The organism is Variovorax sp. VaC1 (genome assembly GCF_043658315.1).
Classification (GTDB): domain Bacteria; phylum Pseudomonadota; class Gammaproteobacteria; order Burkholderiales; family Burkholderiaceae_C; genus Variovorax.
The window spans coordinates 733,092-757,034 of the sequence record NZ_JBIGLT010000003.1; the positions used below are offsets into that span (position 1 = coordinate 733,092).

A 23,943-nucleotide genomic window follows, 5' to 3' on the forward strand; every position below is an offset into this window, starting at 1 on the left:
AAGCAAACTGAAGGCCAATAAGGAGAGACCCTCATGCAAAAAATTCGTGTTCTTGGTGCCACCATCGCCCTCGGCGGCCTCGTGCTTCTGACCGGTTGCGCCGTTCCAGGCGATCCCTATTACGGTGGGGGCTACGCTGGCGGAGGTTATTCCTCGGGTGGTTACTACACCGATCCCGCGCCAGTGGTCGTCCAACCGGCGCCGGTCTACATCAACGGCGGGGGCTACTACGAGCGCCGCCCCTCGTACTACGACCGTCCCTACTACGACCGTCGCCCCTACTACAACAGGCCCGGATACCCGTATCCGGGGGGCGTGCGGCCGGGCAACTACCCGCGTCCTCCTGTCGTCGGGATTCCTGCCCAACCCGTCCGGCCGGGTGGGCTTCCGGCGACCGGCCGGCCGGCGTTGCCCAACCTGCCGGGCACGCCGATCCACAGCACGACGAACCCAGTCCGCGATCAGTGACCTTCGCGTCCTGATGGTGCTGTGAGATCGCGCAGCGTCGCGATAATCGCGCCATGGCCATCCGCGAAATCCTCAAGATGGGCGACCCCCGGCTGCTGCGCATCGCGCAGCCGGTCGCCGCCTTCGACACCGACGAACTGCACCTGCTGGTGCGCGACATGTTCGAGACGATGCATGCCGTCAACGGCGCGGGCCTCGCGGCTCCGCAGATCGGCGTTGACCAGCAGCTCGTGATCTTCGGCACCGACATCGTCAACCCCCGTTATCCCGACGCGCCGCCGGTGCCTCGCACGGTGCTGCTCAATCCCGTCATCACGCCGCTGAGCGATGAAGAGGAAGAGGGCTGGGAGGGATGTCTTTCGGTGCCGGGCCTGCGCGGCGTGGTGCCGCGCTTTGCCAACGTCCGCTATACCGGCTTCGACTTGTACGGCGATCCGATCGATCGGGTCGCGAGCGGTTTTCATGCGCGCGTGGTGCAGCATGAAGTCGATCACCTGCTGGGCAAGCTCTACCCGATGCGGGTGCGCGATTTCTCGCGTTTCGGCTACACCGAGGTCCTGTTCCCAGGCCTCGATGCGGCCGATGACGACTGACTGAGCCGGCTCAGTTGTATTTGCTGCTGAGGGCGAAGCGGCCGCCGCCCATGAACGCGAGGGCCAGCGCCGCGAACAGGAACATGCCCTGCAGTTCCAGTGCCCAGCCGCCTTGCTTGCCGAGCGCCGTCAGCTCCTTCATGTGGACCAGCGCAAAGGCCACCAGCATGTTGATCGCGACGATCCATGCAGCGGGCCGCGTGTAGAGCCCGATGATCAGCAGCACGGGCGCCACCACCTCGCCGATGTAGACCAGGTAGGCCAGCGCGCCCGGCAGGCCGTGCTGGGCCAGCATGCCGGAAATGAAGCCGACGCCACCCTGCAGCTTGGCGATGCCGTGCAGCAGGATCAGGACGCCAAGCGAAACGCGCAGGATGAACTTGCCGGTGTCGTCGGATTTGACCATTGTGTTGATTCCATTTGAGAGTGATTCGAGGGCCGTATGGTAGTGAACCGCCAGCGCTTTCGGGCGCTGGATGAGGGGCGAATCGCCGGCATATGCATCCAACCCGGTGTTCTTTGGCAGAGTGCGGTGTCGCCCCGTACACTGCCTTTTGCTTACTGTTGAGGAGAACACCAATGATGAAGAACCGATTCGCCGGATTCCGTCCGGCCCTGCTCGCCGCCGCGTCCGTCGTCGCCTTGGCCTCTGCCGCCCCAGCCTTCGCCGGCAAGACGCTCGATGCGGTCAAGCAGCGCGGCACCGTCAAGTGCGGCGTGACCAACGGCGTGGCCGGGTTCTCGGCGCCCGACACCCAGGGCAACTGGTCGGGCCTCGATGTCGACACCTGCCGCGCCATCGCGGCCGCCGTGCTCGGCGACGGCAAGAAGGTCGACTTCGTGCCGCTCAACTCGCAGCAGCGCTTCTCGGCCCTGCAGGCCGGCGAGATCGACATCCTGGCGCGCAACACCACCTGGACGCTCACGCGCGACGCGTCGCTCGGCTTCAACTTCACCACCATCACCTACTACGACGGCCAGGGCTTCCTGGTGCCGAAGAAGCTCAAGGTGACCAGCGCCAAGCAACTGAAGAACGCCACCGTCTGCACGCAGTCGGGCACCACCAACGAGAAGAACGTGTCGGACTACTTCCGCGCGCAGAACATCCCGGTCAAGACCGTCGTGTTCGAGAGCTTCGAGGCTTCGTTCAAGGCCTTCTTCTCGGGCCGCTGCCAGGCCTTCACGACCGACGCCTCGGCGCTGGCGGGCCTGCGCAACAAGGAAGCGCCGAATCCCGACGACTACATCATCCTGCCCGAGCTGATCTCCAAGGAGCCGCTCGCGCCGCTGGTGCGCCGTGGCGACGACGAATGGTTCGCCATTGCCAAGTGGGTGCCCAACGCGCTCATCGAGGCAGAAGAATTCGGCATCACGCAGGCCAATGCCGACCAGCTCAAGGCCAACAGCAAGGACCCGGCGCAGCAACGGCTGGTTGGCACCGGCGAAGACCTCGGCAAGCTGCTGGGCCTCGACAAGGACTGGTCGTTCCGCGCGATCAAGGCCGTGGGCAACTACGGCGAGATGTTCGAGCGCAATGTCGGGCCGAAGTCGGTGCTCAAGCTGCCGCGCGGCTCGAACAACCTCTGGAGCAAAGGCGGCCTGATCTACGCACCACCGGTGCGATGAACGGCAGGGCCTCGCGCCGCGGCGCCTGGCTGGCCTGGGTGGTCCAGGCGCTGCTGGTGCTGGCTGTCGTGGCCGGTGCGGCCTGGGTGGTGCACCACGCGCTCGAAGTGCTGCGCGCGCGGGGTGTCCGCTCCGGTTTCGACTTTCTCACCGAGCCTGCGGGTTTCTCGATCAGCGAAGGCTGGCTCGACTTCGATGCGAGTCAGCCTTTCTGGCGTGCATTTCTCGCGGGCCTGATCAACACGGTGCGCGCGGCGGTGCCGGCGGCCATCTTCGCGGTTGTGCTCGGCACGCTGATCGGCATCGGCCGGCTGGCACCGCACGTGCTGCTGCGCGGCATCTGCACCGCGTATGTCGAGTTGCTGCGCAACGTGCCGCTCTTGGTGCAGCTGTTGATGTTGGCCTTCGCCATGGCCAACCTGCTGCCCGACCCGACCGAGCCCGTGCACCTGATGCCGGGCGTGTGGCTCAGCAAGGGCGGCCTCAGCGTGCCCTGGCCCGTGGCGGGCGAGGGCGGCTGGTGGCCCACGCATTTCGAGTGGCCCGAGCGCGGCGATTTCGGCGTGAGCGGTGGCGCCGCGCTGAGCCCCGAATACGTGACCATCGTGGCGGGGCTGTCTTTCTACTCGGCCGCCTTCGTGGCCGAGATCGTGCGCGCCGGCATCCTGTCGGTCTCGCAGGGGCAGGTGCTTGCGGGGCAGGCGCTGGGGCTGTCGTCGATACAGCAATTGCGCATCGTGATCCTGCCGCAGGCGCTGCGGGTGATCGTGCCCTCGCTCACCAACCAACTGCTGAGCCTCGTCAAGAATTCGTCGCTGGCGGTGGCGGTGGGCTACCCCGAACTGGTGTCGGTGGCCAACACCACCATCGGCTCGAATGGCCGGGCCTTCGAGTGCATCGCGATCATCATGGCGGTCTACCTGCTGCTGTCGCTGCTGATTTCCTTCGGCATGAACCGCTACAACGCGCGCGTCGCGCTGCGAGGCTGGCGATGAGGAACGTCGCACAGGGCCCGATCGCGTGGCGCAGCGAACTCTGGGGTTCGCCACTTCGCGCGCTGGCGACCGTGCTGTTGATTGCGCTGCTCGTGTGGGGCGGTTTCCATGTCGTCGAGTGGGGCGTGGTGCATGCCGTGTTCCGCCCCGATGCCGAAGCCTGCCGCGCGGTGCAGCACGGCGCCTGCTGGGGCGTGGTGGCCGAGAAGTGGCGGCCGATGCTGTTCGGCCGCTTTCCCTATGAAGAGCAATGGCGCCCAGCCATCGCGGTGGTCGTGCTGTCGGCGGTCACCGTGCTCAGTGCGTGGCCGCGCAGCTGGCGCTGGTGGCTGGTGCCGCTGTGGGTTGGCGCGCTACTGTTGTTCGTGCTGCTGATGCGTGGTGGCGTCGCCGGGCTGAGCCATGTGCCGACGAGCCGCTGGGGTGGCTTGCCGCTCACCATCGGGCTGGCCGTGGTCGGGCTGTCGCTGGCCTTTCCGCTCGCGTTGCTGCTGGCATTGGGGCGCCGCTCGGGCTGGCCCGTGGTGCGCACGCTGAGCGCGAGCTACATCGAGCTGGTGCGCGGCGTGCCGTTGATCTCGGTGCTGTTCATGGCCTCGTTCCTGTTGCCGCTGCTGTGGCCCGCGGGCTGGCAGCCCGACGTGCTGGTGCGGGTGCTCGCGGGCCTCACGCTGTTCGTGGCGGCCTATCTGGCCGAGATCATCCGTGGCGGCCTGCAGGCGGTGCCGCGCGAGCAGACCGAGGTCGCGATGGCGCTCGGCTTCGGCCGCTGGCCGGTGCAGCGTGACATCGTGCTGCCGCAGGCACTGCGGCTCGTGGTGCCGGCGCTGACCAACAGCGTCGTCGGCACGCTGAAAGACACCTCGCTGGTCACGGTGGTCGGCCTGTTCGAGCTGACCGGTGCGCTGGGTCTGGCGCTTGGCGGCGATCCGACCTGGCGGCCGTTCTACCTCGAGGGCTACCTGTTCATCGCGGCCGTGTACTGGGTGCTGTGCTTCGGGCTCTCGCGCTACAGCGTGTGGCTCGAAAAGCGCCTGTCGGCCGCGCCCTGAGCCGGTTGGTTAACAAGCCTGTTGTACACTCCGGCCCTCATGTCGAGCCACAACTTCCCCCCCGCATCCGCCGCAGCCTCCATGGCTCGCATGATGCCGCCTGCCTCCGCGCAGGCGATGGTTGTTGCTCGAATGATTACCACCATTACCACCGCGGCCACCTGAGCACGCGCAGGTGGCCGTTCCGGCAGCCACCTGGTGTATCGCTCTCTCCCCGAACGAATCAACCCAGCTCTGGCAGCTGGGTTTTGTTTTTTCGTCTGGAGATGTCCATGTACCGCGATCCCGTTGAATCCCCCGAGCCCCTGCACAGCCTGAACACCGATCGGGCGGCCATTCGTCCCCTGCGCGTGGGGATGATCGGTATCGGCACCGTGGGCTCGGGCACCTTTCGCGTGCTGGCCCGCAACCGGGCCGACATCGCGGCCCGTGCCGGCCGGGCAATCGAGCTGGTGATCGTTGCGGCCCGCAACCTCGAGCGAGCAGGCGCGATCGTCGAAGGCAGCGTGCCGCTCACCGCCGACCCACTGCACGTGGCCACGCACCCCGACGTCGATGTGGTGGTGGAAGTGGCGGGCGGCACCGGCCCCGCGCGCGACTGGGTGCTGGCCGCCATCGCGCATGGCAAGCACGTGGTCACGGCCAACAAGGCCTTGCTGGCGGTGCACGGCACTGAAATCTTCGCCGCCGCGCGGGAGAAGGGCGTGGTCGTGGCCTACGAAGGCGCCGTGGCCGTGAGCATCCCGATCATCAAGGCGCTGCGTGAGGGCCTTGCGGCCAACCGCATCGAATGGGTGGCGGGCATCATCAACGGCACCACCAACTTCATCCTGAGCAAGATGCGCGACGAGGGGCTGGACTTCGCGAGCGCGCTCGCGCAGGCCCAGTCGCTCGGCTACGCGGAAGCCGACCCGACATTCGACATCGAGGGCATCGATGCCGCCCACAAACTGACGCTGCTTGCCGCCAATGCTTTCGGCATGCCGCTGCGCTTTGTCGATGCGCAGGTGGAGGGCATCACCGCCTTGCAAGGGCTGGACGTGGCCTGCGCCGAGCAACTGGGCTACCGCATCAAGCTGCTCGGCGTGGCGCGCCGCAAGGCAGACGGCGTGGAGCTGCGCGTGCAGCCCGCGCTGGTGCCGGCCGACCACCTGATGGCGCATGTGAACGGGTCGATGAACGCGGTCATGGTCAAGAGCGATGCCGCCGGCCTGACGATGTACTACGGCGCGGGTGCCGGCTCGGAGCAGACCGCATCGGCCGTGATTGCCGACCTGGTCGACGTGGCGCGGCTCGATGGGGTGCATGCCGCGAACCATGTGCCGCATCTGGGCGTGCATGCCCACGCGATGAACGCCTTGCCGGTGCTGCCGCGCGCGGCCGTGCACACGGTGCACTACCTGCGGGTGCCGGTGCACGCGGTCGGCCAGATCCAGGCGGTGACGGCCTGTCTTGCCGAGCAGCGCGTGCCGGTTCGGCAGGTGGCGCTGGCGGCCGAGCGGCCCGGTGTCGGTCCGCAGGTGCTGGTGCTGACAGGGCCTGTGTCGCAGGGCGCGCTCGACCTGGCGGCGCATGCACTGCAGGCGCGCGCGGAAGTCGCTGGCCCGGTGGTGACGCTGCGCGTGGAAGCGCTGGAGGCCTGAGCGCCCTTCAGTGCGTCAGACCGTCCGAGCGCGCAGCTCCGGCTCGGCCGAGTCAGGCAGTGGCTCATCCTGCAGCCCCAGCGCGATCGCCTCGCGCCGCGGCGCTGCCGTGGCCAGGCTGACGACCACGACCACCGCCGCGTTGATCGCCATCGCGATCAGCCCAGCCTCCCACTGCGGCACGGCCGTCGCCCAGAACTTCGCCGCGAAAGGCGCCAGCAGGGCGACAAAGCCCGCCACCAGCCCCGCCAGCACGCCGATCGCGCTCGTGCGTTTCCACAAGAAGCCGAGGAACACGCCGGGCGCGAGCATGCCGATGGCTGAATAGGCGTCGAGCAGGATCTTCACCAGCGAGCCCTTCTGGCTGACCGACAGCCACACCGCGATGGCCGCGAACACCACCAGCGAGCCGCGCGACAGCGCCAGCGACCCACGCTCGCCCAACCCGGGCCGGAACGGCCGCACCACGTTGCGCGTGAAGATCGAGCCGGCCGTCAGCAACAGCAGCGAGCCTGGCGCCAGTGCCAGCAGAAAGCCCGTGCCCGCGAGAAGGCCGACCATCCACGCCGGATAGCGGTCCGACACGAACTGCAGCAGCGCCGCGTTCAGGTTGTCGCCCGGAGGTTGCGTGTGGGCCAGCAGCGCCGCGAAGCCCAGCAGGATGATGAAGAAATAAGCCAGCGAATACAGCGGCTGCCAGATCGCATTGCGGCGGATCGCCGTGGCGCTGTGCGCCGTGTACGACATCTGGAACAGGTGCGGAAAGACCCAGTTGCCCAGCGCGATGTTGATAGCCGATGTCATGAGCCAGATCGCAGTGGTGGGCGACGTGGCGTCCAGCCCCGGAAACTTGCCGATGCCGGGGTGCTGCGCCTCGGCCATCGAGAACAGGTCGAGCAGCGAGGCCGCGCCGACCTTGCTGGCCACTGTCACGCTCAGAAGCACCACGACGATGACCATCAGCACGTCTTTCACGCCAGCCGCGAAGGCGGCCGAACGCACGCCTGCCGTGAAGACGAAGGCCACCATCAGCAGGCCCGCGCCCACCGTCGCGGCTTCGCCCGAGATGCTGCTGCCCAGCGTGAGCTGCACGATCAACCCGAGGCTCACCAACTGGATCTGCACGTACACGACCAGCGAGGCGATGCCTACCACGCCCGTGAGCACGCCGAGCCAGGGCGCGTCGTAGCGCGCGGCGAAGAAGTCCGACTGCGTGAGCAGCCGCCCGAGCCGGCCCGCGCGCCAGATCTTCGGCATGAGCCAATAGCCGACCGCATAGCTCATCGACACCGAGCAGAACGCGAGGTAGGCGGGCGCGCCCAGCGCCCATGCGTAGCCCGAGATGCCGAGCACCGCGAAGGTCGTATAGACCTCGCCCGCATTCATGAACCAGAACACCAGCGTGCCCAGGCTGCGTCCACCGACGGCCCAGTCGGCAAAGCTCTTGCCATGGCGGGTGCGGCGGCCGTAGGCGATGGCGCCCGCCACCGTGGCCAGCAAGATGGCCAGGACGATCGCGAGCTTCATGGCGTGCCGTCCTTGCCTGCGTCGTCGGCCTGCTGGCTCTTCGCGAGGAACTCGGCCTCTTCGGCGTCCACGCCGGCGCGCGCATCGAGCCTGAAGACCAGCGCGATCACCACGCTCGTGAGCACGATGCCGGCCATCTGCCAGAACATCGGAAAGGGCAGTCCGAAGGGCGTGGCGGCGATGTCGTTCACTGCCGGCGCCAGGCAGGCTTGCCAGACGAAGGGGAACACCAGCAGCCATCGGTGGCCAAGGCGGGGTGGCTTGCTTCTGCTGCGCGCGGTGGGGACGTCGGCCATCTCGGTTCCTGTAAAGTGGTACTGCACAAAACTCGACGGAGTGTGCAACCGGATTGCCGGAAAGCGCAAGATGGTATTCCGCTATTTTTTGTTCTTCATTAGCTTGTTTCTTGGCAATATTCCAGTGCACAGGCTTCGGGAGAAAGCACCGTTGACGTGCAGCCACACAGCACATACCATCGCCATCCAATGAAGCCACACTGCACAAAATCAGGATGCCCGCATGATCGGTGAACGACTGAAGGAGCTGCGTACCGTGCGCGGCCTGTCGCTGCGCGATCTGGCCGCCCAGGCTGGCGTTTCGGCCACGCTGCTGAGCCAGATCGAGCGCTCGGTCACCGATCCGAGCCTGGACACCATGCGCCGGCTGGCTGGCGTTTTTGGCGAATCGGTGTCTTCGCTGTTCTCCGCGCCGGCGCCGCCTTCGGTGTGGATCAGCCGTCCGGGCGAACGCTCGCTGCTTACCGCGCCCAAGGGGCAGGTCGGCTACGAACGCCTCACGGCCGGCAACGGGCAGCTCGAAGTGCTGCGCGCCGTGCTGCAGCCGGGGCAGGTGTCGGCCGACGAACCGCGCGGCCATGCCTCGACGGAGTGCGTGTACGTCGTCGGCGGCGCGCTGGTGGCGCAGATCGCGGGCGTCGATTACCCGGTGCTGGCCGGCGAGAGCATCTCGTTCGACTCGCGCCTGCCGCACCGCTACATGAACCAGTCGCAGGCGCCCACCGAAATCATCCTGTCGGTGACGCCACCCAACCCCTGAACCCCCAAGGCCCCCGATGACCACCGACACCCGTTTCACGCTCCATGACCTGCGCGTCGAGGTCGTCGCCCCCGAAGGCGCCAGGCTTTACTGCGGCGCGAAGGTCGGCGATTTCTTCGAGCTGCGCGGCGAGATGCTGCATCTGCCTGAAGGGCAGGGCTTTTCGATCTACTCGCTCGGCGCCTTGCTGCCGCTGCTGGCCGCCAAGCAGCGGCCCACCGATGCGAACGACTGGATGAGCACCGACGCCGAGGTGGCATGCCCCGATCCGCATTGCCCGTCGCGCTTTCGCATCACCCGCATCGGGCTGCGCACCTTTCGCCACGCCGACACCACGGCGGTGGTCCATCCCTCGAACGAGCCTTCATGACTTCTTCTCTCACCTCTTCTTCGCAGCACCGCATCGAACTCGCACCCGGCTACTCGATCTCCCGTTTGCTCAAGGGCGGCTGGCAACTGGCCGGCGGCCATGGTGACGTCGACCGCGCAAGCGCCATCGCCGACATGGCGGCTTACTACAACGCCGGCATCACTACCTTCGATTGCGCCGACATCTACACGGGCGTCGAAGAAATGATCGGCGAGTTCCGCGCCGACCATCTGCAGCGCCACGGCCAGGACAGCCTTGCGCAACTGCGGGTGCACACCAAGTTCGTGCCCGACCTTGCGATCCTGCCAACCATCGACAAGCGCCAGGTCGAGCAGACCATCGACCGCTCGCTCAAGCGCTTGCGCATGGAGCGGCTCGACCTCGTGCAGTTCCACTGGTGGGACTACAGCGTGCCGCGCTATCTCGAAGTCGCGCACTGGCTCACCGAGCTTCAGCGCGCCGGCAAGATCGACCGCGTGGGCGGCACCAATTTCGACACGCCGCACGCGCGTGAGCTGGCAGAAGCGGGCGTACCCTTGTTCAGCATGCAGGTGCAGTATTCGCTGCTCGACCAGCGGCCCTTGCCGCTCATGACGCCGTACTGCGCGCAGTCGGGCATGAAACTGCTGTGCTACGGCAGCGTGGCCGGTGGTTTCCTGTCGGAGCGCTGGCTGGGCAAGAGCGATCCGGGCCACACCTTCGAGAACCGCTCGCTGGTCAAGTACAAGCTCGTCATCGACGACTTCGGCGGCTGGGACCTGTTTCAGCAACTGCTGGTGCAGCTGCAACGGGTTGCGCAGCGGCATGGCGTGTCGATCCCGACGGTGGCCATGCGCTGGGTGCTGCAGCAGCCGGCCGTCGCGGCCGTCATCGTGGGCGTGCGGCGCGGCGACCATCTTGCGGACCACCTGAAGGTGCTCGACCTGCAGCTCGACGCGGCCGATCTTGGGGCGCTGGATGCGGTGCTGTCGCAGCGCAATGCGCCCAGCGGCGACGTGTATGCCGTCGAGCGCGACCTCGAAGGGCGCCACGGCCGGATCATGAAATACGACCTGAACGACACGCCGCACTGAAGGCGGCGCACCAAGCGTTCAGCTCAGGCGGCGCGGCACCAGTTCGGCATAGCCGGTCGCGGCATCCGTTTCGCGCGAGAACTGCCAGTCGGGCAGCTGCGCGATGAGGATCTCGGCCGTGGTGCGCACCACGCACCCCGGCGCCGCATGGCCGCCGAAGACGCGCCCCTCGGTATCCGACACGCTGATGTGCAGGTGCGAACCGTCCGGCGACAGCGAGCCCGCGAGCGTGAGAATTTCCAGTGCGCCTTCGATCCGTGCCGGCGCTTCGGCCCCCGCGAAACGGATGCTTGCGCCGGCGAGGCTGCCGATGCCCGACACCACGAACGCGGCCTTGCCGCCGCCTTGCTTCAGCACGAGATCGAGCGCGGCCCGCAGGTCGTCGCCCGGGTTCAGCCGCAGCACTGTCGTTTGCATGCCGTGCGCGTTCGCTCAGGCGCCAGAGAGCGCGCCATCCACCACGTGCTGCGCCTCTTCGAGAATGCGCGCCAGATGCTCCTTGCCCAGGAAGCTCTCGCCGTAGATCTTGTAGATGTTCTCCGTGCCCGAAGGCCGCGCAGCGAACCAGCCGTTCTCGGTCATGACCTTCACGCCACCGATGGCCGCACCGTTGCCCGGCGCATGGCTCAGCACGTTGACGATCTTCTCGCCCGCCAGATCGGTCGAACGGATCTGCTCCGGCGACAGGCTCGACAGCCGTTTCTTCTGCTCGACCGTGGCCGCAGCATCCACCCGGTCGGACACGGGCTGGCCCAGCGCCTGCGTCAGCTCGGCATAGCGCTCGCCGGGGTCGCGCCCGGTGCGCGCAGCGATCTCGGCGGAGAGCAGGGCGGGCACGAGGCCGTCCTTGTCGGTGGTCCAGGTCGAGCCGTCCAGCCGCAGAAAGGTCGCGCCCGCGCTTTCTTCGCCGCCAAAGCCCAGCGAGCCATCGACCAGCCCGTCGACGAACCACTTGAAGCCCACAGGCACTTCGTACAGCTTGCGGCCCAGCCGCGCGGTGACGCGGTCGATCATCTGGCTGCTCACCACCGTCTTGCCGACAGCTGCCTGCGCCGGCCACTGCGGGCGATGCGTGTAGAGGTAATCGACCATCACCGCGAGGTAGCTGTTGGGCTGCATCAGCCCCGCGCTGCGCGCGACGATGCCGTGGCGGTCGTGGTCGGTGTCGCAGGCAAAGGCAATGCCGAAGCGGTTTTTCAGCGCGATCAGCTTGTGCATCGCGTCGGGTGATGATGGGTCCATGCGGATGCGGCCGTCCCAGTCGAGCGACATGAAGCGGAAGGTCGGGTCGACCTCCTGGTTGAGCACGGCCAGGCGCTCGAGTTTGTAGCGCTCGGCAATGGCCGGCCAGTAGTGCACGCCCGCGCCGCCCAGCGGATCGACGCCCAGGTCGATCGCCACGCCGCGGATCGCGTCCATGTCGAGCACCTGCGCCAGGTCTTCGACGTAGGTGTTCAGGTAGTCGTGCTGGTGCGTGGTGGCGGCGCGCAATGCCTGCGCGAGTGGCATGCGCTTCACGCCGTCGAGCTTGTTCGCCAGCATCTTGTTGGCGGCGGCTTCCACGGCGGAAGTGATGTCGGTGCCGGCCGGGCCGCCGTTGGGCGGGTTGTACTTGAAGCCGCCGCTTTCGGGCGGGTTGTGCGAGGGCGTGATGACGATGCCGTCGGCCAGCCCGCTCGTGCGCCCGCGATTGTAGACCAGAATCGCGTGCGACACGGCCGGTGTCGGCGTGTATTCGTCGTCCTTCGACAGCATCAGCTCGACGCCGTTGGCCGCCAGCACCTCGACCGCGCTGTTGAACGCGGGCGTCGACAGCGCATGCGTGTCGATGCCCAGGAACAGCGGCCCGTCGATGCCTTTCTGCTTGCGGTAGTCGCAGATGGCCTGGCTGATTGCCAGCACATGCCATTCGTTGAAGGCGTTGTCGAACGACGAGCCGCGATGGCCCGAGGTGCCGAAGGCCACGCGCTGGGCCGGCACGGCGGGGTCGGGCTGCCCCGTGTAGTAGGCCGAGATCAGCCGGGGCACATTGACCAGCAGGTCGAGCGGTGCGGGCTGGCCCGCGAGAGGGTTGGTGGCTTGGCTCATGTCGAAGAAAAGTCGATGTTGACCAGATCGCCGATGCGTTCGATGGTGATGTCGACGGGCGCGTAGGCGGCAATGGCCTGTGTGTCGAGCGCGTAGTGGCCCTGCCGCACGAAGACGGTGGTCAGGCGCGGCCCCCAGATCGCCTTCATGGCGGCAAGGATGCGCAGCTTGTCGTCGACCATCACGTAATGCGCGGCGGGGTGGCATTGCGCGATGGTGTCGAGCATCTGCTCCTTGTGCACGTAGATCAGCACGCGGCCCTCGGTGGCGTCCCACAGGCCCGAGCGCTGCACCTTGCGCGGCTGGAACACCACGTCGCCGTCGGACAGGATCACCGTGGGCCCGTGGCGGCGCAGGTGCTGCAGCGCCGCCAGCGCCCCCGGGTACAGCCGGTCGGCAAAGGGGTAGTCGATGAGAAAGCCCGACATCAGCAGCAGGCGCGAGTCGCTCATGCCGCGCCGGCTTTCCTCGGCGCGGTAGCGCTGCAGGGCGCCCAGGTAGTCGACGTAGCCCAGTTCGCTGCGCAGCGCCTCCAGCGCCACCCAGTAGCGGCTGGCGCTTTCGGCGCCGAAGCTTTCTTCGAGGTGGGCGCGCAGGTCGTCCACGACGCGGTCGTTGTCGAGCAGGGTGTTGTCGACGTCGATCAGGAAAACGGTGTCTGCAGGCTGTGTCATGGAAGATAGGGCCGTGGGCCTGTGCTGCGCGTCGTGGGCAGCATACCCCTCGATCGTGGCGCGAGGCCATCGGGAGGCGAAACCTTGGATAAGCTCCCACCAGTTTCAAGGAGCAAAAAATGCGCATGACGAATGGTCGAGGACGAATCTGCTTTCTGGCCCTGGCTTTTGTGCTGGCCGGCTGCCAGGCGCCGCCCAAGGACCGGCCGCTGACCTCCGAGGTGCCCGAGCCGCCCAGTTTTGCGTCGCCGCCCGAAGCCTGCCAGGCCGCCGCCGTGCGCTTCGGGCTGGGGCTGCGCGTCACCGCGCCATTGCTGGAAGAAATGCGCCAGCGCGCCGGCGCCCGGCTGGGCCGCACCGTGCTGGCGACCGACCCCACGGACCCGGTGCAGGACGCGACGCGGCTCAATGTCCAGGTCGAGCCCACGGGCCGCATCGTGGGGGCGTACTGCGGCTGATCGCCACCGTTCGTGCTGCTTTCCGCGTCCAAGTGTTGTGCGTAAACCGCGCTGGTAACAAATCTGCGTTGCAAACCGTGGAAAGCCCCGAATTGGGAGAACAATAGTCCGCGCCTTTTCGGAGCCTCTCTTTCTTGTCGTCCAAGCAACCCGTCGTCTCACTCCCGTCGCACCACGACGGCTCGGCACGCCTTCCGCCGGATGAGGTGCTGCGCCCCTTGATGGCCGACTGGGCCCGCTCAGGCAAGCGCCTGGCTGCGGTGTGCTATCTCGACATCGACCGTTTCCGCGATCTCAACGACCGCTTGGGCATGGTGGCCGGCAATGCCGCGCTGGAAGAAGTGGCCCGGCGCATCCAGGCCCAGCTGCCGCGCGAAAGCGTGATGGCCCGCGTCGGCGGCGACGAATTCGCCGCCGTGTTCGCCGGCCTGGGCACCTCGCAATGCGCGCAGGTGCTCGAAAGCATCCAGGCCGCGCTGGCCGTGCCCTGGACCTGGCGCGACCAGACCGTCAGCCTCGACGCCAGCATCGGCGCCATGCTGCTCGACAGCAACGGCCCGCCGCCCGAAACCGCCTTGCGCCAGGCGCAGCACGCGGCCTTCTTTGCCAAGCGCGCTTCCGACGGCAAGGTCCATTACTTCGACGCCCCGCAGGCCCGCGCCGACGAGCAGGTGGTGCGCGAGCGTCAGCGCATTCAAGAGGGGCTGGTGCGCGACGAGTTCTTCCTCGTCTACCAGCCCAAGGTCGACATGCAGCGCGGCGTGGTGGTCGGCGTCGAGGCGCTGATCCGCTGGCAGCACCCCGAGCGCGGCCTGCTGCCGCCCGTGCAGTTCGTGCCGCTGATCGAAGACGACGTGCTGGTCGAGCAGATCGGCGACTGGGCCATCGGCACGGCACTCTGGCAGGCGCACCAGTGGCGCCTGGCCGGCCTTCAGATTTCGGTCAGCGTGAACGTGGCGCCGCGCCACATGATGCGGTGGGACTTCGTCGACCGGCTGTCGCGCCACCTGTCGCAGTTTCCGAACCTGGGCGCCGGCATGCTGGAGCTGGAGATCCTCGAAACCACCGCCATCAGCCAGTTCGCCAACGTGGCGCTCTTCGTGGAGGCCTGCAAGGCGCTCGGCGTGGGCGTGACCATCGACGACTTCGGCACCGGCTATTCGTCGCTGACCTACCTGCGGCAACTGCCGGTGTCGGCGGTGAAGATCGACCAGTCTTTCGTGCGCGGCATGCTCGACAACGCCCAAGACCGCGCGATCGTGCAGGGCATCCTCGCGCTGCTGCAGGCGCTCGGGCTCACAGCCGTGGCCGAGGGCGTGGAAACGCTGGGGCAGGGCGAAGCACTGCTCGCCATGGGCTGCACGCTGGCGCAGGGCTACGGCATCGCGATGCCGATGGCCGCCAAGGACGTGCTGGCGTGGGTGGCCGAGTTCGAGCGGGCGCCGCTGTGGGGCACGGGCTCGACGGCGGGCGTGGCGCTGCCGCCATCTCCGGCCGCCTGACCCTGATGCCCTGAATGCCGGCGATTGCCGGCTGTGGCGCGGGGTATCGCGCCCCCGCCTTCAGGCCCGCTCACACATTGCTGGTTGCGCGGATCTCATCGAAGGTCGTCTTGCCGGCAAGCACCTTCTCGATACCGTCCTGCCGCAGCGTACGCATGCCTTCGCCCAGCGCGGCTTCCTGAATTTCTTCCGCGCGCGCGCCGCCCTGCACGAGCCGGCGCAGGCCCTTCGACATCACCATCAGTTCATGGATGCCGACGCGGCCCTTGAAGCCGGTGTCGTTGCAGTGCTTGCATCCCACGCTCCTGTAGACCTGCAACTGCCCGTCGCGGCCGTAGCGGCGCAGCCAGTCGCTGCGCACGGTTTCGCGTTCCTTCGGGGTGTCGTGCGAGCCGAAGGGGTGCATGTAGTTGGCCAGCAGTTCCTCGGCCTGTTCCGGGCTGGCGGGGCTGCTGCTGACGCAGTGGCTGCACAGGCGGCGCACCAGCCGCTGGGCCAGCACCGCCAGCAGGGAGTCCGCGAAGTTGAAGGGGTCCATGCCCATGTCCAGCAGCCGGGTCACGGTTTCGGGGGCGCTGTTGGTGTGCAGGGTCGACAGCACGAGGTGGCCGGTCAGCGAGGCTTCGATGGCCGTCTTCGCGGTTTCCTCGTCGCGGATTTCGCCGACCATGATCACGTCGGGGTCGGCGCGCACGAAGGCGCGCAGGGCCTTGGCGAAGGTCCAGTCGATGCGCGGGTTGACCTGCACCTGTCGCAAGCCGGTCTGCGTGATCTCGATGGGGTCTTCCGCGGTCCAGATCTTTCGCTCGGGCGTGTTGATGTGCATCAGCGCCGAGTGCAGGGTGGTGGTCTTGCCCGAGCCCGTGGGCCCGACGCACAGCACCATCCCGTAGGGGCGCTCCACGGCCTGCGCCAGCTGCGCGAGGTTGCGCTCTGACAGGCCCAGCTCGCTCATGGGAATGGGCTTGGCCGAGGCCAGGATGCGCATCACCACGTCTTCGAGGCCGCCGCTGGTGGGAATGGTCGCCACCCGCAGCTCGATCCGATGCTGCGGCGAGAACTTGGCGAAGTTGATCTTTCCGTCCTGCGGCTTGCGCTTTTCGCTGATGTCCAGGTCGCACATGATCTTCACGCGCGCGACGATCTCGTTGCGGTAGCTGGGCGGCAGCTCCAGGTAGGTGTAGAGCCGGCCATCGCGGCGAAACCGGATGCGGGTCTTTTCCTGCCCCGGGTAGCTCTCGATGTGGATGTCCGATGCGCCCTCGCGGTGCGCCTCGAGGATCATGCTGTTGATCATCCGCACCAGCGAGTTGTCCGATTGCTCGACCGGTGCTGCCTCGGTGCTGGCGAGCGACAGTTCTTCCTTCTCGAGCGTCTGCAGCAGCTCGCCGGTGCCGGCCATGTCGAACTCGATGGGCTGCGCCGGATCGATGCCGAACGAAAAACCGGTCGCCAGCTCGCCGGCTTTCTCGTACGTGCGTTGCAGCACGCTGTCCAGGTCGAGGCATTTGCCCAGCACCGGAACGACCTTCATCTGCGCGATGAACTCCACCTCGTCGATGACCGAATGCCGGTCGGACAGGTCTTCGAGTGCAAGGATGAGGCGCCCCTCGTGCACCATCAGCGGCATGACCTGCAGGCGCCGGGCAACGGCGTGGTTGATCTTGCGCAGGGCTTCCGTCGTCGCCGGAAACATGTGCAGGTTCACCAGGGGGTAGCCCATCTTTCGCACCAGCGCGGTCTGGAGCTGGCCCCGACTCACGACGCCCATGCGCACCAACGTCTCGCCCAGCGGCACGTGGGGCTCTTTCTTCTGCTGGGCCAGCCCGGCGTGCAGCTGGTCTTCGGTGATCATGCCCAGCGCTGCCAGTGCCTCGCCGATCCGCGCGATCGGCATGCGGCTCTGCGCGTCGAGCTCCTTCAGCAATTGCTCGGGCATGACGACTTCGGTCGATGACATGAGATCGATCTCCTGTTGGGGCTGGCTCGGGCTCTGCGCGGCAAAGCCCCGGTGCGGCGGATTGAAAACGTAAACAGATTGTGTCTTGCTTGACACGCATCGTAACGTGTCCCCCGCGTGGGGAAATGCCCTGTGGCTCGCCAGCGTCGGAAGCGGGTTGCTAGCGGCCCACGCGCACCACGCCACGACCGGCCGCCTTCGCGGCGTAGCACGCGGCATCGGCGGCTTCGACCCAGGCATCGACGGAGTCGATCTCGGGCGTGAGGCTGGCCACGCCGATGCTGGCGCCGACCTGCAGGCTGCCCGACAGCCAGGGCAGCGCGATGGCTGAAATCGAGGCCACGATGTCTTCCGCCACGCCCACCGCCGCCTCGTGGCTGCACTGTTCGAGCAGCAACGCGAATTCGTCGCCGCCGATGCGCGCGGCCAGGTCGCCGGAGCGCACGCGCGACATGATGGCCGCGGCCGCCGCGCGCAGCATCGCGTCGCCCGAGAGATGGCCGGCGGTGTCGTTGACCGCCTTGAAGTGGTCCAGGTCGATGAACACCAGCGCCGCGGGCAGCGAGCCGGGTCGGGCGCCGATCAGCCGCTGCGCCTGCTGGTCGAAGCGCTGGCGGTTGGCCAGCCCGGTCAGGCCGTCATGGGCGGCCGACCATTCGAGCGCGCGGCGGGCGTTGCGCTGCTCTTCGATGTTGACCAGCGTCCAGATCGAGCCGAGATCGGTCTGCGCCGCATCGACCGGCCGGCTGCGCAGCCGGGCCCAGAAGCGGGAGGCGTCGCCGCGCCGCATGCGCCGTTCGCCCACGTACGAGTTGCCGCTGGCAAAGGCCTCTTTTTCGAGGGCGGCAAGGTCGGGCTGGTCGTTTTCCGGTGGCACGACGATCAGGTCGACCGGCTGGCCCAGCAGGTCGTCGGCCGTATAGGCGAGCATCCGGCACAGCTCGTCGCTCACCAGCTCGAAGCGGCGGTCGCGAACGAAGGCGATGCCGATGGGCGCCGCGCGCATCACCGAGCGCAGCTTGCTGATCATTTCGCTGTTGAGTTGCTCCAGCCCGGCGCGCTGGATGCCGACCTGGCGCAACACCTTGCCCAGATTGCCGATTTCTCCATCAGCGTTCGGCCAGCCGTCTTCGGCCTTCATGCCGCTGTCGAACATGTGCTGCGCGCGGCGCTCCAGCAGCGTCAGCGGTTGCAGCAGCCACCACAGGATCAGGAAGAGCCCGGCCGACAGCACAGCGACAAGGCTGCCGGCCCACACCATCGCCTGCTCGCGCGCAGCCTTGACGGGTGCCAGCACCTCGGCTTCGGAGCGCTCGCGCCACACGATCCAGTCGGGCCCCGGCACGCCGGCGGCGCTGACGATCTCGCGCGCCTGCGGCAGCAGAACCCCCTGGGGCTCGATCGGCGCGCCGCTGGCCTGCCAGGCCTTGAAGGCCTGCGCCAGCCGGGGCTCGTCGGAGATCGAATGCAGGAGCTTCTTGCGGTCGGGGTGGGCCAGCACCAGGCCCTGGGTGTCGGTGACGACGATGAGCGAGCTGGCGTCGCTTTCCTGCGCGTCGACCAGCCCGTCGAGCAGGTCGCGGCTGGACAGCCGCAGCGTGCCGCCGAGCACACCGTAGATGCCGTTGGCATTGCGCACCGGCTGCGTGAAGGCCACGATGGGCTCGCCGCTGATCGACCCGCGCAGCGCGGTGGACACCGTGGGCCGGCCCTCGGCCAGCGTGAGGCTGAAATACTGGCGGTCGCGGATGTTCAGCGTGGGCCACGACAGGCCCTTTTCGTCGGCCACGATGCGCACCTGCCCATCGGGCGTCGCCACGTAGACGGTGGCGAAGAAGTTCCGCATCACCGGCTTGTTCTGCATGAACGCCTTCAGCGCGGCGGGGTCGTCCAGCGTGGGTTCGTCGAGCATCGCCGTCACGGATTCGAGCACCCGCTGCAGCTGGATCACGTTGTGGCCCAGCAGCGCGGCGGTGCGCACCGATTCGCTCAGCTCGCGCTGGCGCTGCGATTCAAGAAGGTCGTGCTCCGTCCGGCCCACCAGGACGGTGGTGATCAGCCCGATGCCGAGCACCAGCGCCAGAATCCCGCCCATCGTGATCCGCGCCTTGAGCGAACCCAGGGCGCTTTCGAGGCGAGCCAGCCAGTCGGTTTTCATTCAGACGGACGACGTTTCCCTGGCGGCCGCACGGCGGCTGCGCTTGACCTCGTACATGGCGTCGTCTGCCTTTCGCAGGGCTTCCTCGGCGGAGGCGGCACGCGGGTCGACGGCCACCACGCCGACGCTGGCCCCTTCGTAGCGCACCGTCGCCCGATGCAGCTTCAGTTCGCTGACTGTGCTGGCCGCCACGCGCGCTTCGAGCGCCCGTGCCGCGCCGGCGGGCGCTTCGCCCAGCGCCGGGCCGGGGCCGATCACCACGAACTCGTCGCCGCCGAAACGCGCGAGCATGTCGTTCGCGCGCAGCGAGGTCGAAAGCCGCGCGGCCATCGCGGCCAGGAATTCGTCGCCGGCATCGTGGCCGTGCGCATCGTTGATCTGCTTGAAACCGTCGAGGTCGATGAAGCCGACCAGCACCCAATGACCGTCTTGCGCGCCCTGCGCGAGCATGCGGCGCAGCGCCTCGATGAGCGAGCGGCGGTTGGCCAGGCCGGTGAGGGCGTCGGTCGATGCATAGGCGGCCAGCTCGGTGTTGGCCTTCTTGAGCTTGACGAACAGCAGCTCGCGCTCGACCTGCTGGCCGATCAGCCGCGCGAAAAGCTGGAGCACCGATTCCGCGCGCGACGACAGCGGAAGGCGCACCGCGCTGGCCGCGCACAGCGTGCCGAAGAGGCCGCCGCTGTCGGTTTTCACGGGCGTACTCACATAGGTCTGGATGCCGAGCTGCCGCGCCGCGTCGGAGTCGCCCCAGCAATTCGCGACGTCGTCGGTGTAGGTGCGGCCTTCTTCGAGCGCGCGCCGGCACAGCGTGTCGGACCAGGGCACCGACAGCCCTTCGGGAATGGTCAGCTGCCTGGCGTTGCGCGCAAAAAGAATGTGCTGCAGACCCTTGTCGAGGTCGATGGTCGTGAGGTAGGTCGATTCGAGGCCGGTCACCACTTCGAGCATCTCGAGCATCGGACGCGTGAGGTCTTCCAGCGTCTTTGCCGAAGAGACCGAGTCGGAAAGCTGTTCGATCAAAGTGTCCATGTCGGCATTCTGAAGGCGATGGTCCGAAACGTCGGCCTGGCGTGGCGATGGGCCGCATGACCCGCGGCGCCACTCGGGAATCGGTTGCTCAGGAGGCCAGGGCTTCCATCAGGTCGGTTTCGATGGCCAGCTGCGTCTTCTGGCCCTGCAGTTCGGGGCCGCTGATGAGGAAGCTGTCTTCGACGCGCTCGCCCAGCGTCGTGACCTTGGCGAGCTGCAGGTTCAGGTGATGGCGCGCGAGTACGCGAGCCACCGAATACAGCAGGCCCGCGCGGTCGCTGGCCGAGATGCTGAGCACCCAGCGCTGCGCCTTGTCGTCGGGCACGAGGCTGATGCGCGGCTTGATCGGAAAGCTGCGCACCCGGCGCGACACCCGGCCCATGCTGGGCGCGGGCAGGGCGCCGGCCTCGGTGAGCGTCTGCGCCAGGCCCGACTCGACCATGCTGATGAGGTCGCGGTAGTGGTCTGGCAGGAAGGTGGTCACGACCTGGAAGGTGTCGAGCGCGTAGCCGTTGCTCGTGGTGTGCACCTTGGCATCGAGGATGCTGAAGGACGACTGGTCGAAGTAGCCGCAGATGCGCGCGAACAGGTCGGGCTGGTCGGGCGTGTAGACGACCACCTGCAGCCCTTCGCCCACCGGCGACAGGTGCGCGCGCACGATGGGCGGCGCCTTCGGGTCGATGGGCACGTTCTTGGGCGGCACGAAGCGCGAGAGCTGCTTGGCGTGCCAGGCGATCTCGGTGGCGTCGTGGCGCATGAAGTAGCCGACGTCGAGCGTGTCCCACAGGGCCTTGTGCGCCTCGAAGCGCTGGGCGTGCAGGGCGAGCAGCACCAGCGCTTCGCGTTTGCGCGACTCGACCTCGGCGTCCGGGTCGGGCATGCGCCCGCCGAGCGCGCGCAGCGTGAAGCGGTACAGGTCTTCGAGCAGCTTGCCTTTCCAGGCATTCCACACGCGCGGCGAGGTGCCGCGGATGTCGGCGACCGTCAGCAGGTACAGCGCGGTGAGATAGCGCTCGTTGCCCACGCGCTTGGCGAAGGCGCCGATCACCTCGGGGTCGCTCAGGTCCTGCTTTTGCGCGACCTGGCTCATCACCAGGTGCTCGGCGACGAGAAACTCGATGAGCTTCGCGTCTTCGCGCGCAATGCCATGCTGCTTGCAGAAGCGCTGCACGTCGCGCGCGCCCAGCGTCGAATGGTCGCCGCCGCGGCCCTTGGCGATGTCGTGGAACAGCGCCGCCACATAAAGAATCCACGGCTTGTCCCAGCCGGCCGCGAGCTGCGAGCAGAACGGATATTCGTGCGCATGCTCGGCAATGAAGAAGCGGCGCACGTTGCGCAGCACCATCAGGATGTGCTGGTCGACCGTGTACACGTGGAACAGGTCGTGCTGCATCTGCCCCACGATGCTGCGGAACACGCGCAGGTAGCGCCCCAGCACCGAGGTCTGGTTCATCAGCCGGAAGGCATGCGTGATGCCGTAGGGCTGCATCAGGATCCGCATGAAGGTCTCGTGGTTGACCGGGTCGTTGCGGAACTTGCTGTCCATCACGTGGCGCGCGTTGTACAGCGCGCGCAGCGTGCGCGCCGACAGGCCCTTCACGCCGATGGTCTTCTGGTACAGCAGGAAGGTTTCGAGCACCGCATGCGGCTCGCGTTCGTACAGGTCGTCGCTGGCGATCTCGATCAGGCCGGCGCGCTCGTAGAAGCGCTCGTTGATCGGCGTGGGCTGCTCGCCCTGCGGCTGCAGCCGTTCGGCGATGTTGAGCAGCAGGATCTGGTTGAGCTGCGACACGGCCTTGGCGGCCCAGTAGTAGCGCCGCATCAGCGCCTCGCTCGACTTGCGCTGCGATTCGCTTTCGTAGCCGAAGCTCGCGGCCACGGCGGTCTGCAGGTCGAACACCAGCCGGTCTTCGCGCCGGTTGGCAATCACGTGCAGTCGGGCGCGAATCAGCGAGAGCAGGGCTTCGTTGCGCTTGATCTGCTGGGCTTCGAACGAGGTGGCCAGGCCGTTCTTGGCAAGGTCGTCCCAGCGGCTGCCGAAGCCGGCGGCCCTGGTCATCCACAAGATGGTCTGCAGGTCGCGCAGGCCGCCGGGCGATTCCTTGCAGTTGGGTTCGAGCGCGTAGGGCGTGTTGTCGAACTTCTGGTGGCGGTGCCGCATCTCTTGCGACTTGGCGACGAAGAAGGCCTGCGGATCGATGGCGCGCGTGAAGCGGCGGCGAAAGGCGGTAAAGAGCTTCTTGTTGCCGGCGATCAGCCGGGCTTCGAGCAGCGAGGTCTGGACGGTGACGTCTTTCTCGGCTTCGGCCAGGCACTCTTCGACCGTGCGCACGCTGGAGCCGATTTCCAGGCCCGCGTCCCAGCAATGGCCAATGAAGGCCTCGATGCGGGCCGGGTCGATCTCGCTCTCGTGGCCTTCGGGCGGCAGCAGCAGGAGCACGTCGACATCGGAATACGGAAACAGCTCGCCGCGGCCGAAGCCGCCCACGGCCGCCAGCGTCAGCGAATCGCCGAAATCGGCTTCTTCCCAGAGCGTGCAGAGCGTCTGGTCGGCCAGCGCCGAGAGCTGGCGCAGCACGGTGTGCACGCTGCGCGTGGGGGCGCGCGCAAAGCGCAGGGTGTCGAAGAGGGCGAGCTTCTTCGCGCGATAGGCTTCGCGCAGCGTCGCCACGTCGATCTTGGCTGCTTCGATCACGGCCGGGGGGCGCGCTCGGGGCGCGTCAGGTCTTGGTCGAGGTGACGAAGGAGGGCAGCGGCGGGCTGCCTTCCGACAGGGTCAGCACCTCGTAGCCGGTTTCGGTGACCAGCACCGTGTGCTCCCACTGGGCCGACAGCGAGTGGTCGCGGGTGACGATGGTCCAGCCGTCGTACTGGCCGCCCTTGAAGTCTTCCTTCACGTCGCGCTTGCCGGCGTTGATCATCGGCTCGATGGTGAAGATCATGCCGGGCTTGAGTTCTTCCATGGTGCCGGGGCGGCCGTAGTGCAGCACCTGCGGCTCTTCATGAAAGCGCTGGCCCACGCCGTGGCCGCAGAACTCGCGCACCACCGAAAAGCCCTGGCCCTCGGCGAACTTCTGGATCGCGTGGCCCACGTCGCCCAGGTGGCCGCCGGGGCGCACCTGCAGGATGCCGTGCCACATGGCTTCGAAGGTGATGGAGCACAGGCGCTTGGCCGCGATGGAGGCGTCGCCGATCACGAACATGCGGCTGTTGTCGCCGAACCAGCCGTCCTTGATGACGGTGACGTCGATGTTCATGATGTCGCCCTTCTTCAAGGGCTTGTCATTGGGGATGCCGTGGCACACCACGTGGTTGACCGAAGTGCACAGCGATTTCGGAAAGGGCACGCTGCTGGCGCCCAGGTAACCCACCGTGGCCGAGGTGGTGCCCTGCTTGACCATGTATTCCGCCGCCAGCCGGTCGATCTCGTTCGTCGTGATGCCGGGCTTGATGAAGGGCGTGAGGTAGTCCAGCACTTCGGACCCGAGGCGGCAGGCGACGCGCATGGCGGCGATGCCTGCAGCGTCTTTGTAAGTAATGCTCATCCCGGAATTATCCCATCGCAGAATGAACCTGCCCCCAGCGCGGGGCACTTCGTGTTCCCGCTGCCCCCCGAGGGGGGCGGCCAACTTGGGGCGGCCCGGCGTTGGCCTAAAATCCCGGGTTAACGC

At 67.4% G+C, this 23,943-nt stretch carries 22 protein-coding genes; 11 read left to right on the forward strand and 11 right to left on the reverse strand.

The window, feature by feature from the left end:
* Positions 1-33 precede the first annotated feature (33 nt).
* Positions 34-468, forward strand: a complete 435-nt coding sequence (locus ACGLHS_RS15675) for a hypothetical protein (RefSeq protein ID WP_256327293.1) — start codon at positions 34-36, stop codon at positions 466-468.
* A gap of 53 nt (positions 469-521) precedes the next feature.
* Positions 522-1,061: a peptide deformylase gene (def, locus tag ACGLHS_RS15680; RefSeq protein WP_093240397.1), complete on the forward strand. Its 540-nt coding sequence runs from the start codon at positions 522-524 to the stop codon at positions 1,059-1,061.
* Between the two features lie 10 nt (positions 1,062-1,071).
* Here def and ACGLHS_RS15685 read toward each other — a convergent pair whose 3' ends face one another.
* Positions 1,072-1,467 carry a DoxX family protein gene (locus tag ACGLHS_RS15685; protein WP_394480987.1) on the reverse strand — a complete coding sequence of 132 codons (396 nt, stop codon included), beginning with the start codon at positions 1,465-1,467 and terminating at the stop codon, positions 1,072-1,074.
* A 176-nt stretch (positions 1,468-1,643) separates the two neighbouring features.
* Between ACGLHS_RS15685 and ACGLHS_RS15690 the strand changes: the two genes are divergently transcribed.
* The 4 genes from ACGLHS_RS15690 to ACGLHS_RS15705 all read left to right on the forward strand — a co-directional run bounded on the left by ACGLHS_RS15690 (position 1,644) and on the right by ACGLHS_RS15705 (position 6,377).
* Positions 1,644-2,687, forward strand: coding sequence for an amino acid ABC transporter substrate-binding protein (locus tag ACGLHS_RS15690; protein WP_394481471.1), 1,044 nt, complete (start codon positions 1,644-1,646; stop codon positions 2,685-2,687).
* A complete protein-coding gene (locus ACGLHS_RS15695; protein WP_394480989.1) occupies positions 2,684-3,682 on the forward strand; it encodes an amino acid ABC transporter permease in 999 nt (332 codons plus the stop codon). The genes ACGLHS_RS15690 and ACGLHS_RS15695 overlap by 4 nt, the downstream gene beginning before the upstream one ends.
* Positions 3,679-4,734: an amino acid ABC transporter permease gene (locus ACGLHS_RS15700; protein WP_394480991.1), complete on the forward strand. Its 1,056-nt coding sequence runs from the start codon at positions 3,679-3,681 to the stop codon at positions 4,732-4,734. Before ACGLHS_RS15695 ends, ACGLHS_RS15700 begins: the two co-directional genes overlap by 4 nt.
* Before the next feature lie 272 nt (positions 4,735-5,006).
* The gene (locus tag ACGLHS_RS15705; protein ID WP_394480993.1) at positions 5,007-6,377 is read left to right on the forward strand and encodes a homoserine dehydrogenase; all 1,371 of its coding nucleotides are present in this window, start codon (positions 5,007-5,009) and stop codon (positions 6,375-6,377) included.
* Positions 6,378-6,392: 15 nt separating this feature from the next.
* Here ACGLHS_RS15705 and ACGLHS_RS15710 read toward each other — a convergent pair whose 3' ends face one another.
* Together ACGLHS_RS15710 and ACGLHS_RS15715 are read right to left on the reverse strand one after the other, a co-directional pair.
* A complete protein-coding gene (locus ACGLHS_RS15710; protein ID WP_394480995.1) occupies positions 6,393-7,904 on the reverse strand; it encodes a sodium:solute symporter in 1,512 nt (503 codons plus the stop codon).
* Entirely contained in the window at positions 7,901-8,200 is a 300-nt protein-coding gene (locus ACGLHS_RS15715) for a DUF3311 domain-containing protein (protein WP_394480997.1), read from the reverse strand. Before ACGLHS_RS15715 ends, ACGLHS_RS15710 begins: the two co-directional genes overlap by 4 nt.
* A gap of 223 nt (positions 8,201-8,423) precedes the next feature.
* Here ACGLHS_RS15715 and ACGLHS_RS15720 point away from each other — a divergent pair, with 223 nt between their 5' ends.
* Genes ACGLHS_RS15720 through ACGLHS_RS15730 form a run of 3 tightly spaced genes read left to right on the forward strand, consistent with a single transcriptional unit; the run spans position 8,424 to position 10,403 of the window.
* Positions 8,424-8,960 (forward strand): cupin domain-containing protein, encoded by a 537-nt coding sequence (locus tag ACGLHS_RS15720; protein WP_093240375.1) that lies wholly within the window; start codon positions 8,424-8,426, stop codon positions 8,958-8,960.
* 16 nt (positions 8,961-8,976) lie between these two features.
* On the forward strand, positions 8,977-9,330 hold the full coding sequence (locus ACGLHS_RS15725; protein WP_093240372.1) for a TIGR04076 family protein: 354 nt from the start codon (positions 8,977-8,979) through the stop codon (positions 9,328-9,330).
* Positions 9,327-10,403, forward strand: a complete 1,077-nt coding sequence (locus ACGLHS_RS15730; RefSeq protein WP_394481000.1) for an aldo/keto reductase — start codon at positions 9,327-9,329, stop codon at positions 10,401-10,403. The genes ACGLHS_RS15725 and ACGLHS_RS15730 overlap by 4 nt, the downstream gene beginning before the upstream one ends.
* 18 nt (positions 10,404-10,421) lie before the next feature.
* Here ACGLHS_RS15730 and ACGLHS_RS15735 read toward each other — a convergent pair whose 3' ends face one another.
* From ACGLHS_RS15735 to ACGLHS_RS15745, 3 genes are read right to left on the reverse strand one after another with little or no spacing between them, the layout of a single operon-like run.
* Positions 10,422-10,820 (reverse strand): PPC domain-containing DNA-binding protein, encoded by a 399-nt coding sequence (locus ACGLHS_RS15735; RefSeq protein ID WP_394481002.1) that lies wholly within the window; start codon positions 10,818-10,820, stop codon positions 10,422-10,424.
* Positions 10,821-10,835: 15 nt separating this feature from the next.
* Complete coding sequence (gene pgm / locus ACGLHS_RS15740; protein ID WP_394481004.1) at positions 10,836-12,491, reverse strand: phosphoglucomutase (alpha-D-glucose-1,6-bisphosphate-dependent); 1,656 nt, start codon at positions 12,489-12,491, stop codon at positions 10,836-10,838.
* Complete coding sequence (locus ACGLHS_RS15745; protein ID WP_394481006.1) at positions 12,488-13,165, reverse strand: HAD family hydrolase; 678 nt, start codon at positions 13,163-13,165, stop codon at positions 12,488-12,490. The genes pgm and ACGLHS_RS15745 overlap by 4 nt, the downstream gene beginning before the upstream one ends.
* Before the next feature lie 119 nt (positions 13,166-13,284).
* Here ACGLHS_RS15745 and ACGLHS_RS15750 point away from each other — a divergent pair, with 119 nt between their 5' ends.
* Both ACGLHS_RS15750 and ACGLHS_RS15755 read left to right on the forward strand, forming a co-directional pair.
* Positions 13,285-13,623, forward strand: coding sequence for a hypothetical protein (locus ACGLHS_RS15750; RefSeq protein WP_394481008.1), 339 nt, complete (start codon positions 13,285-13,287; stop codon positions 13,621-13,623).
* A 134-nt stretch (positions 13,624-13,757) separates the two neighbouring features.
* A complete protein-coding gene (locus ACGLHS_RS15755) occupies positions 13,758-15,125 on the forward strand; it encodes a putative bifunctional diguanylate cyclase/phosphodiesterase (RefSeq protein ID WP_394481009.1) in 1,368 nt (455 codons plus the stop codon).
* Positions 15,126-15,195: 70 nt separating this feature from the next.
* On the opposite strand, the gene ACGLHS_RS15760 is transcribed toward ACGLHS_RS15755, so the two are convergent.
* The 5 genes from ACGLHS_RS15760 to map form a co-directional block, all read right to left on the reverse strand.
* Positions 15,196-17,085, reverse strand: coding sequence for a GspE/PulE family protein (locus ACGLHS_RS15760; RefSeq protein WP_394481011.1), 1,890 nt, complete (start codon positions 17,083-17,085; stop codon positions 15,196-15,198).
* Between the two features lie 160 nt (positions 17,086-17,245).
* Positions 17,246-19,243: a diguanylate cyclase gene (locus ACGLHS_RS15765; protein ID WP_394481013.1), complete on the reverse strand. Its 1,998-nt coding sequence runs from the start codon at positions 19,241-19,243 to the stop codon at positions 17,246-17,248.
* Positions 19,244-20,272, reverse strand: coding sequence for a sensor domain-containing diguanylate cyclase (locus tag ACGLHS_RS15770; RefSeq protein WP_394481015.1), 1,029 nt, complete (start codon positions 20,270-20,272; stop codon positions 19,244-19,246). It lies immediately after the preceding gene.
* An 88-nt stretch (positions 20,273-20,360) separates the two neighbouring features.
* Complete coding sequence (locus ACGLHS_RS15775) at positions 20,361-22,967, reverse strand: [protein-PII] uridylyltransferase (RefSeq protein WP_394481017.1); 2,607 nt, start codon at positions 22,965-22,967, stop codon at positions 20,361-20,363.
* Positions 22,968-22,992: 25 nt separating this feature from the next.
* Positions 22,993-23,817, reverse strand: coding sequence for a type I methionyl aminopeptidase (map, locus tag ACGLHS_RS15780; protein WP_394481019.1), 825 nt, complete (start codon positions 23,815-23,817; stop codon positions 22,993-22,995).
* Positions 23,818-23,943 lie beyond the last annotated feature (126 nt).

Bases quoted from the DNA above. Each gene is read 5' to 3' on its own strand.
- ACGLHS_RS15675 (WP_256327293.1), top strand. From the start codon at position 34: ATGCAAAAAATTCGTGTTCTTGGTGCCACCATCGCCCTCGGCGGCCTC.
- def (WP_093240397.1), top strand. From the start codon at position 522: ATGGCCATCCGCGAAATCCTCAAGATGGGCGACCCCCGGCTGCTGCGC.
- ACGLHS_RS15685 (WP_394480987.1), bottom strand. From the start codon at position 1,467: ATGGTCAAATCCGACGACACCGGCAAGTTCATCCTGCGCGTTTCGCTT.
- ACGLHS_RS15690 (WP_394481471.1), top strand. From the start codon at position 1,644: ATGAAGAACCGATTCGCCGGATTCCGTCCGGCCCTGCTCGCCGCCGCG.
- ACGLHS_RS15695 (WP_394480989.1), top strand. From the start codon at position 2,684: ATGAACGGCAGGGCCTCGCGCCGCGGCGCCTGGCTGGCCTGGGTGGTC.
- ACGLHS_RS15700 (WP_394480991.1), top strand. From the start codon at position 3,679: ATGAGGAACGTCGCACAGGGCCCGATCGCGTGGCGCAGCGAACTCTGG.
- ACGLHS_RS15705 (WP_394480993.1), top strand. From the start codon at position 5,007: ATGTACCGCGATCCCGTTGAATCCCCCGAGCCCCTGCACAGCCTGAAC.
- ACGLHS_RS15710 (WP_394480995.1), bottom strand. From the start codon at position 7,904: ATGAAGCTCGCGATCGTCCTGGCCATCTTGCTGGCCACGGTGGCGGGC.
- ACGLHS_RS15715 (WP_394480997.1), bottom strand. From the start codon at position 8,200: ATGGCCGACGTCCCCACCGCGCGCAGCAGAAGCAAGCCACCCCGCCTT.
- ACGLHS_RS15720 (WP_093240375.1), top strand. From the start codon at position 8,424: ATGATCGGTGAACGACTGAAGGAGCTGCGTACCGTGCGCGGCCTGTCG.
- ACGLHS_RS15725 (WP_093240372.1), top strand. From the start codon at position 8,977: ATGACCACCGACACCCGTTTCACGCTCCATGACCTGCGCGTCGAGGTC.
- ACGLHS_RS15730 (WP_394481000.1), top strand. From the start codon at position 9,327: ATGACTTCTTCTCTCACCTCTTCTTCGCAGCACCGCATCGAACTCGCA.
- ACGLHS_RS15735 (WP_394481002.1), bottom strand. From the start codon at position 10,820: ATGCAAACGACAGTGCTGCGGCTGAACCCGGGCGACGACCTGCGGGCC.
- pgm (WP_394481004.1), bottom strand. From the start codon at position 12,491: ATGAGCCAAGCCACCAACCCTCTCGCGGGCCAGCCCGCACCGCTCGAC.
- ACGLHS_RS15745 (WP_394481006.1), bottom strand. From the start codon at position 13,165: ATGACACAGCCTGCAGACACCGTTTTCCTGATCGACGTCGACAACACC.
- ACGLHS_RS15750 (WP_394481008.1), top strand. From the start codon at position 13,285: ATGCGCATGACGAATGGTCGAGGACGAATCTGCTTTCTGGCCCTGGCT.
- ACGLHS_RS15760 (WP_394481011.1), bottom strand. From the start codon at position 17,085: ATGTCATCGACCGAAGTCGTCATGCCCGAGCAATTGCTGAAGGAGCTC.
- ACGLHS_RS15765 (WP_394481013.1), bottom strand. From the start codon at position 19,243: ATGAAAACCGACTGGCTGGCTCGCCTCGAAAGCGCCCTGGGTTCGCTC.
- ACGLHS_RS15770 (WP_394481015.1), bottom strand. From the start codon at position 20,272: ATGGACACTTTGATCGAACAGCTTTCCGACTCGGTCTCTTCGGCAAAG.
- map (WP_394481019.1), bottom strand. From the start codon at position 23,817: ATGAGCATTACTTACAAAGACGCTGCAGGCATCGCCGCCATGCGCGTC.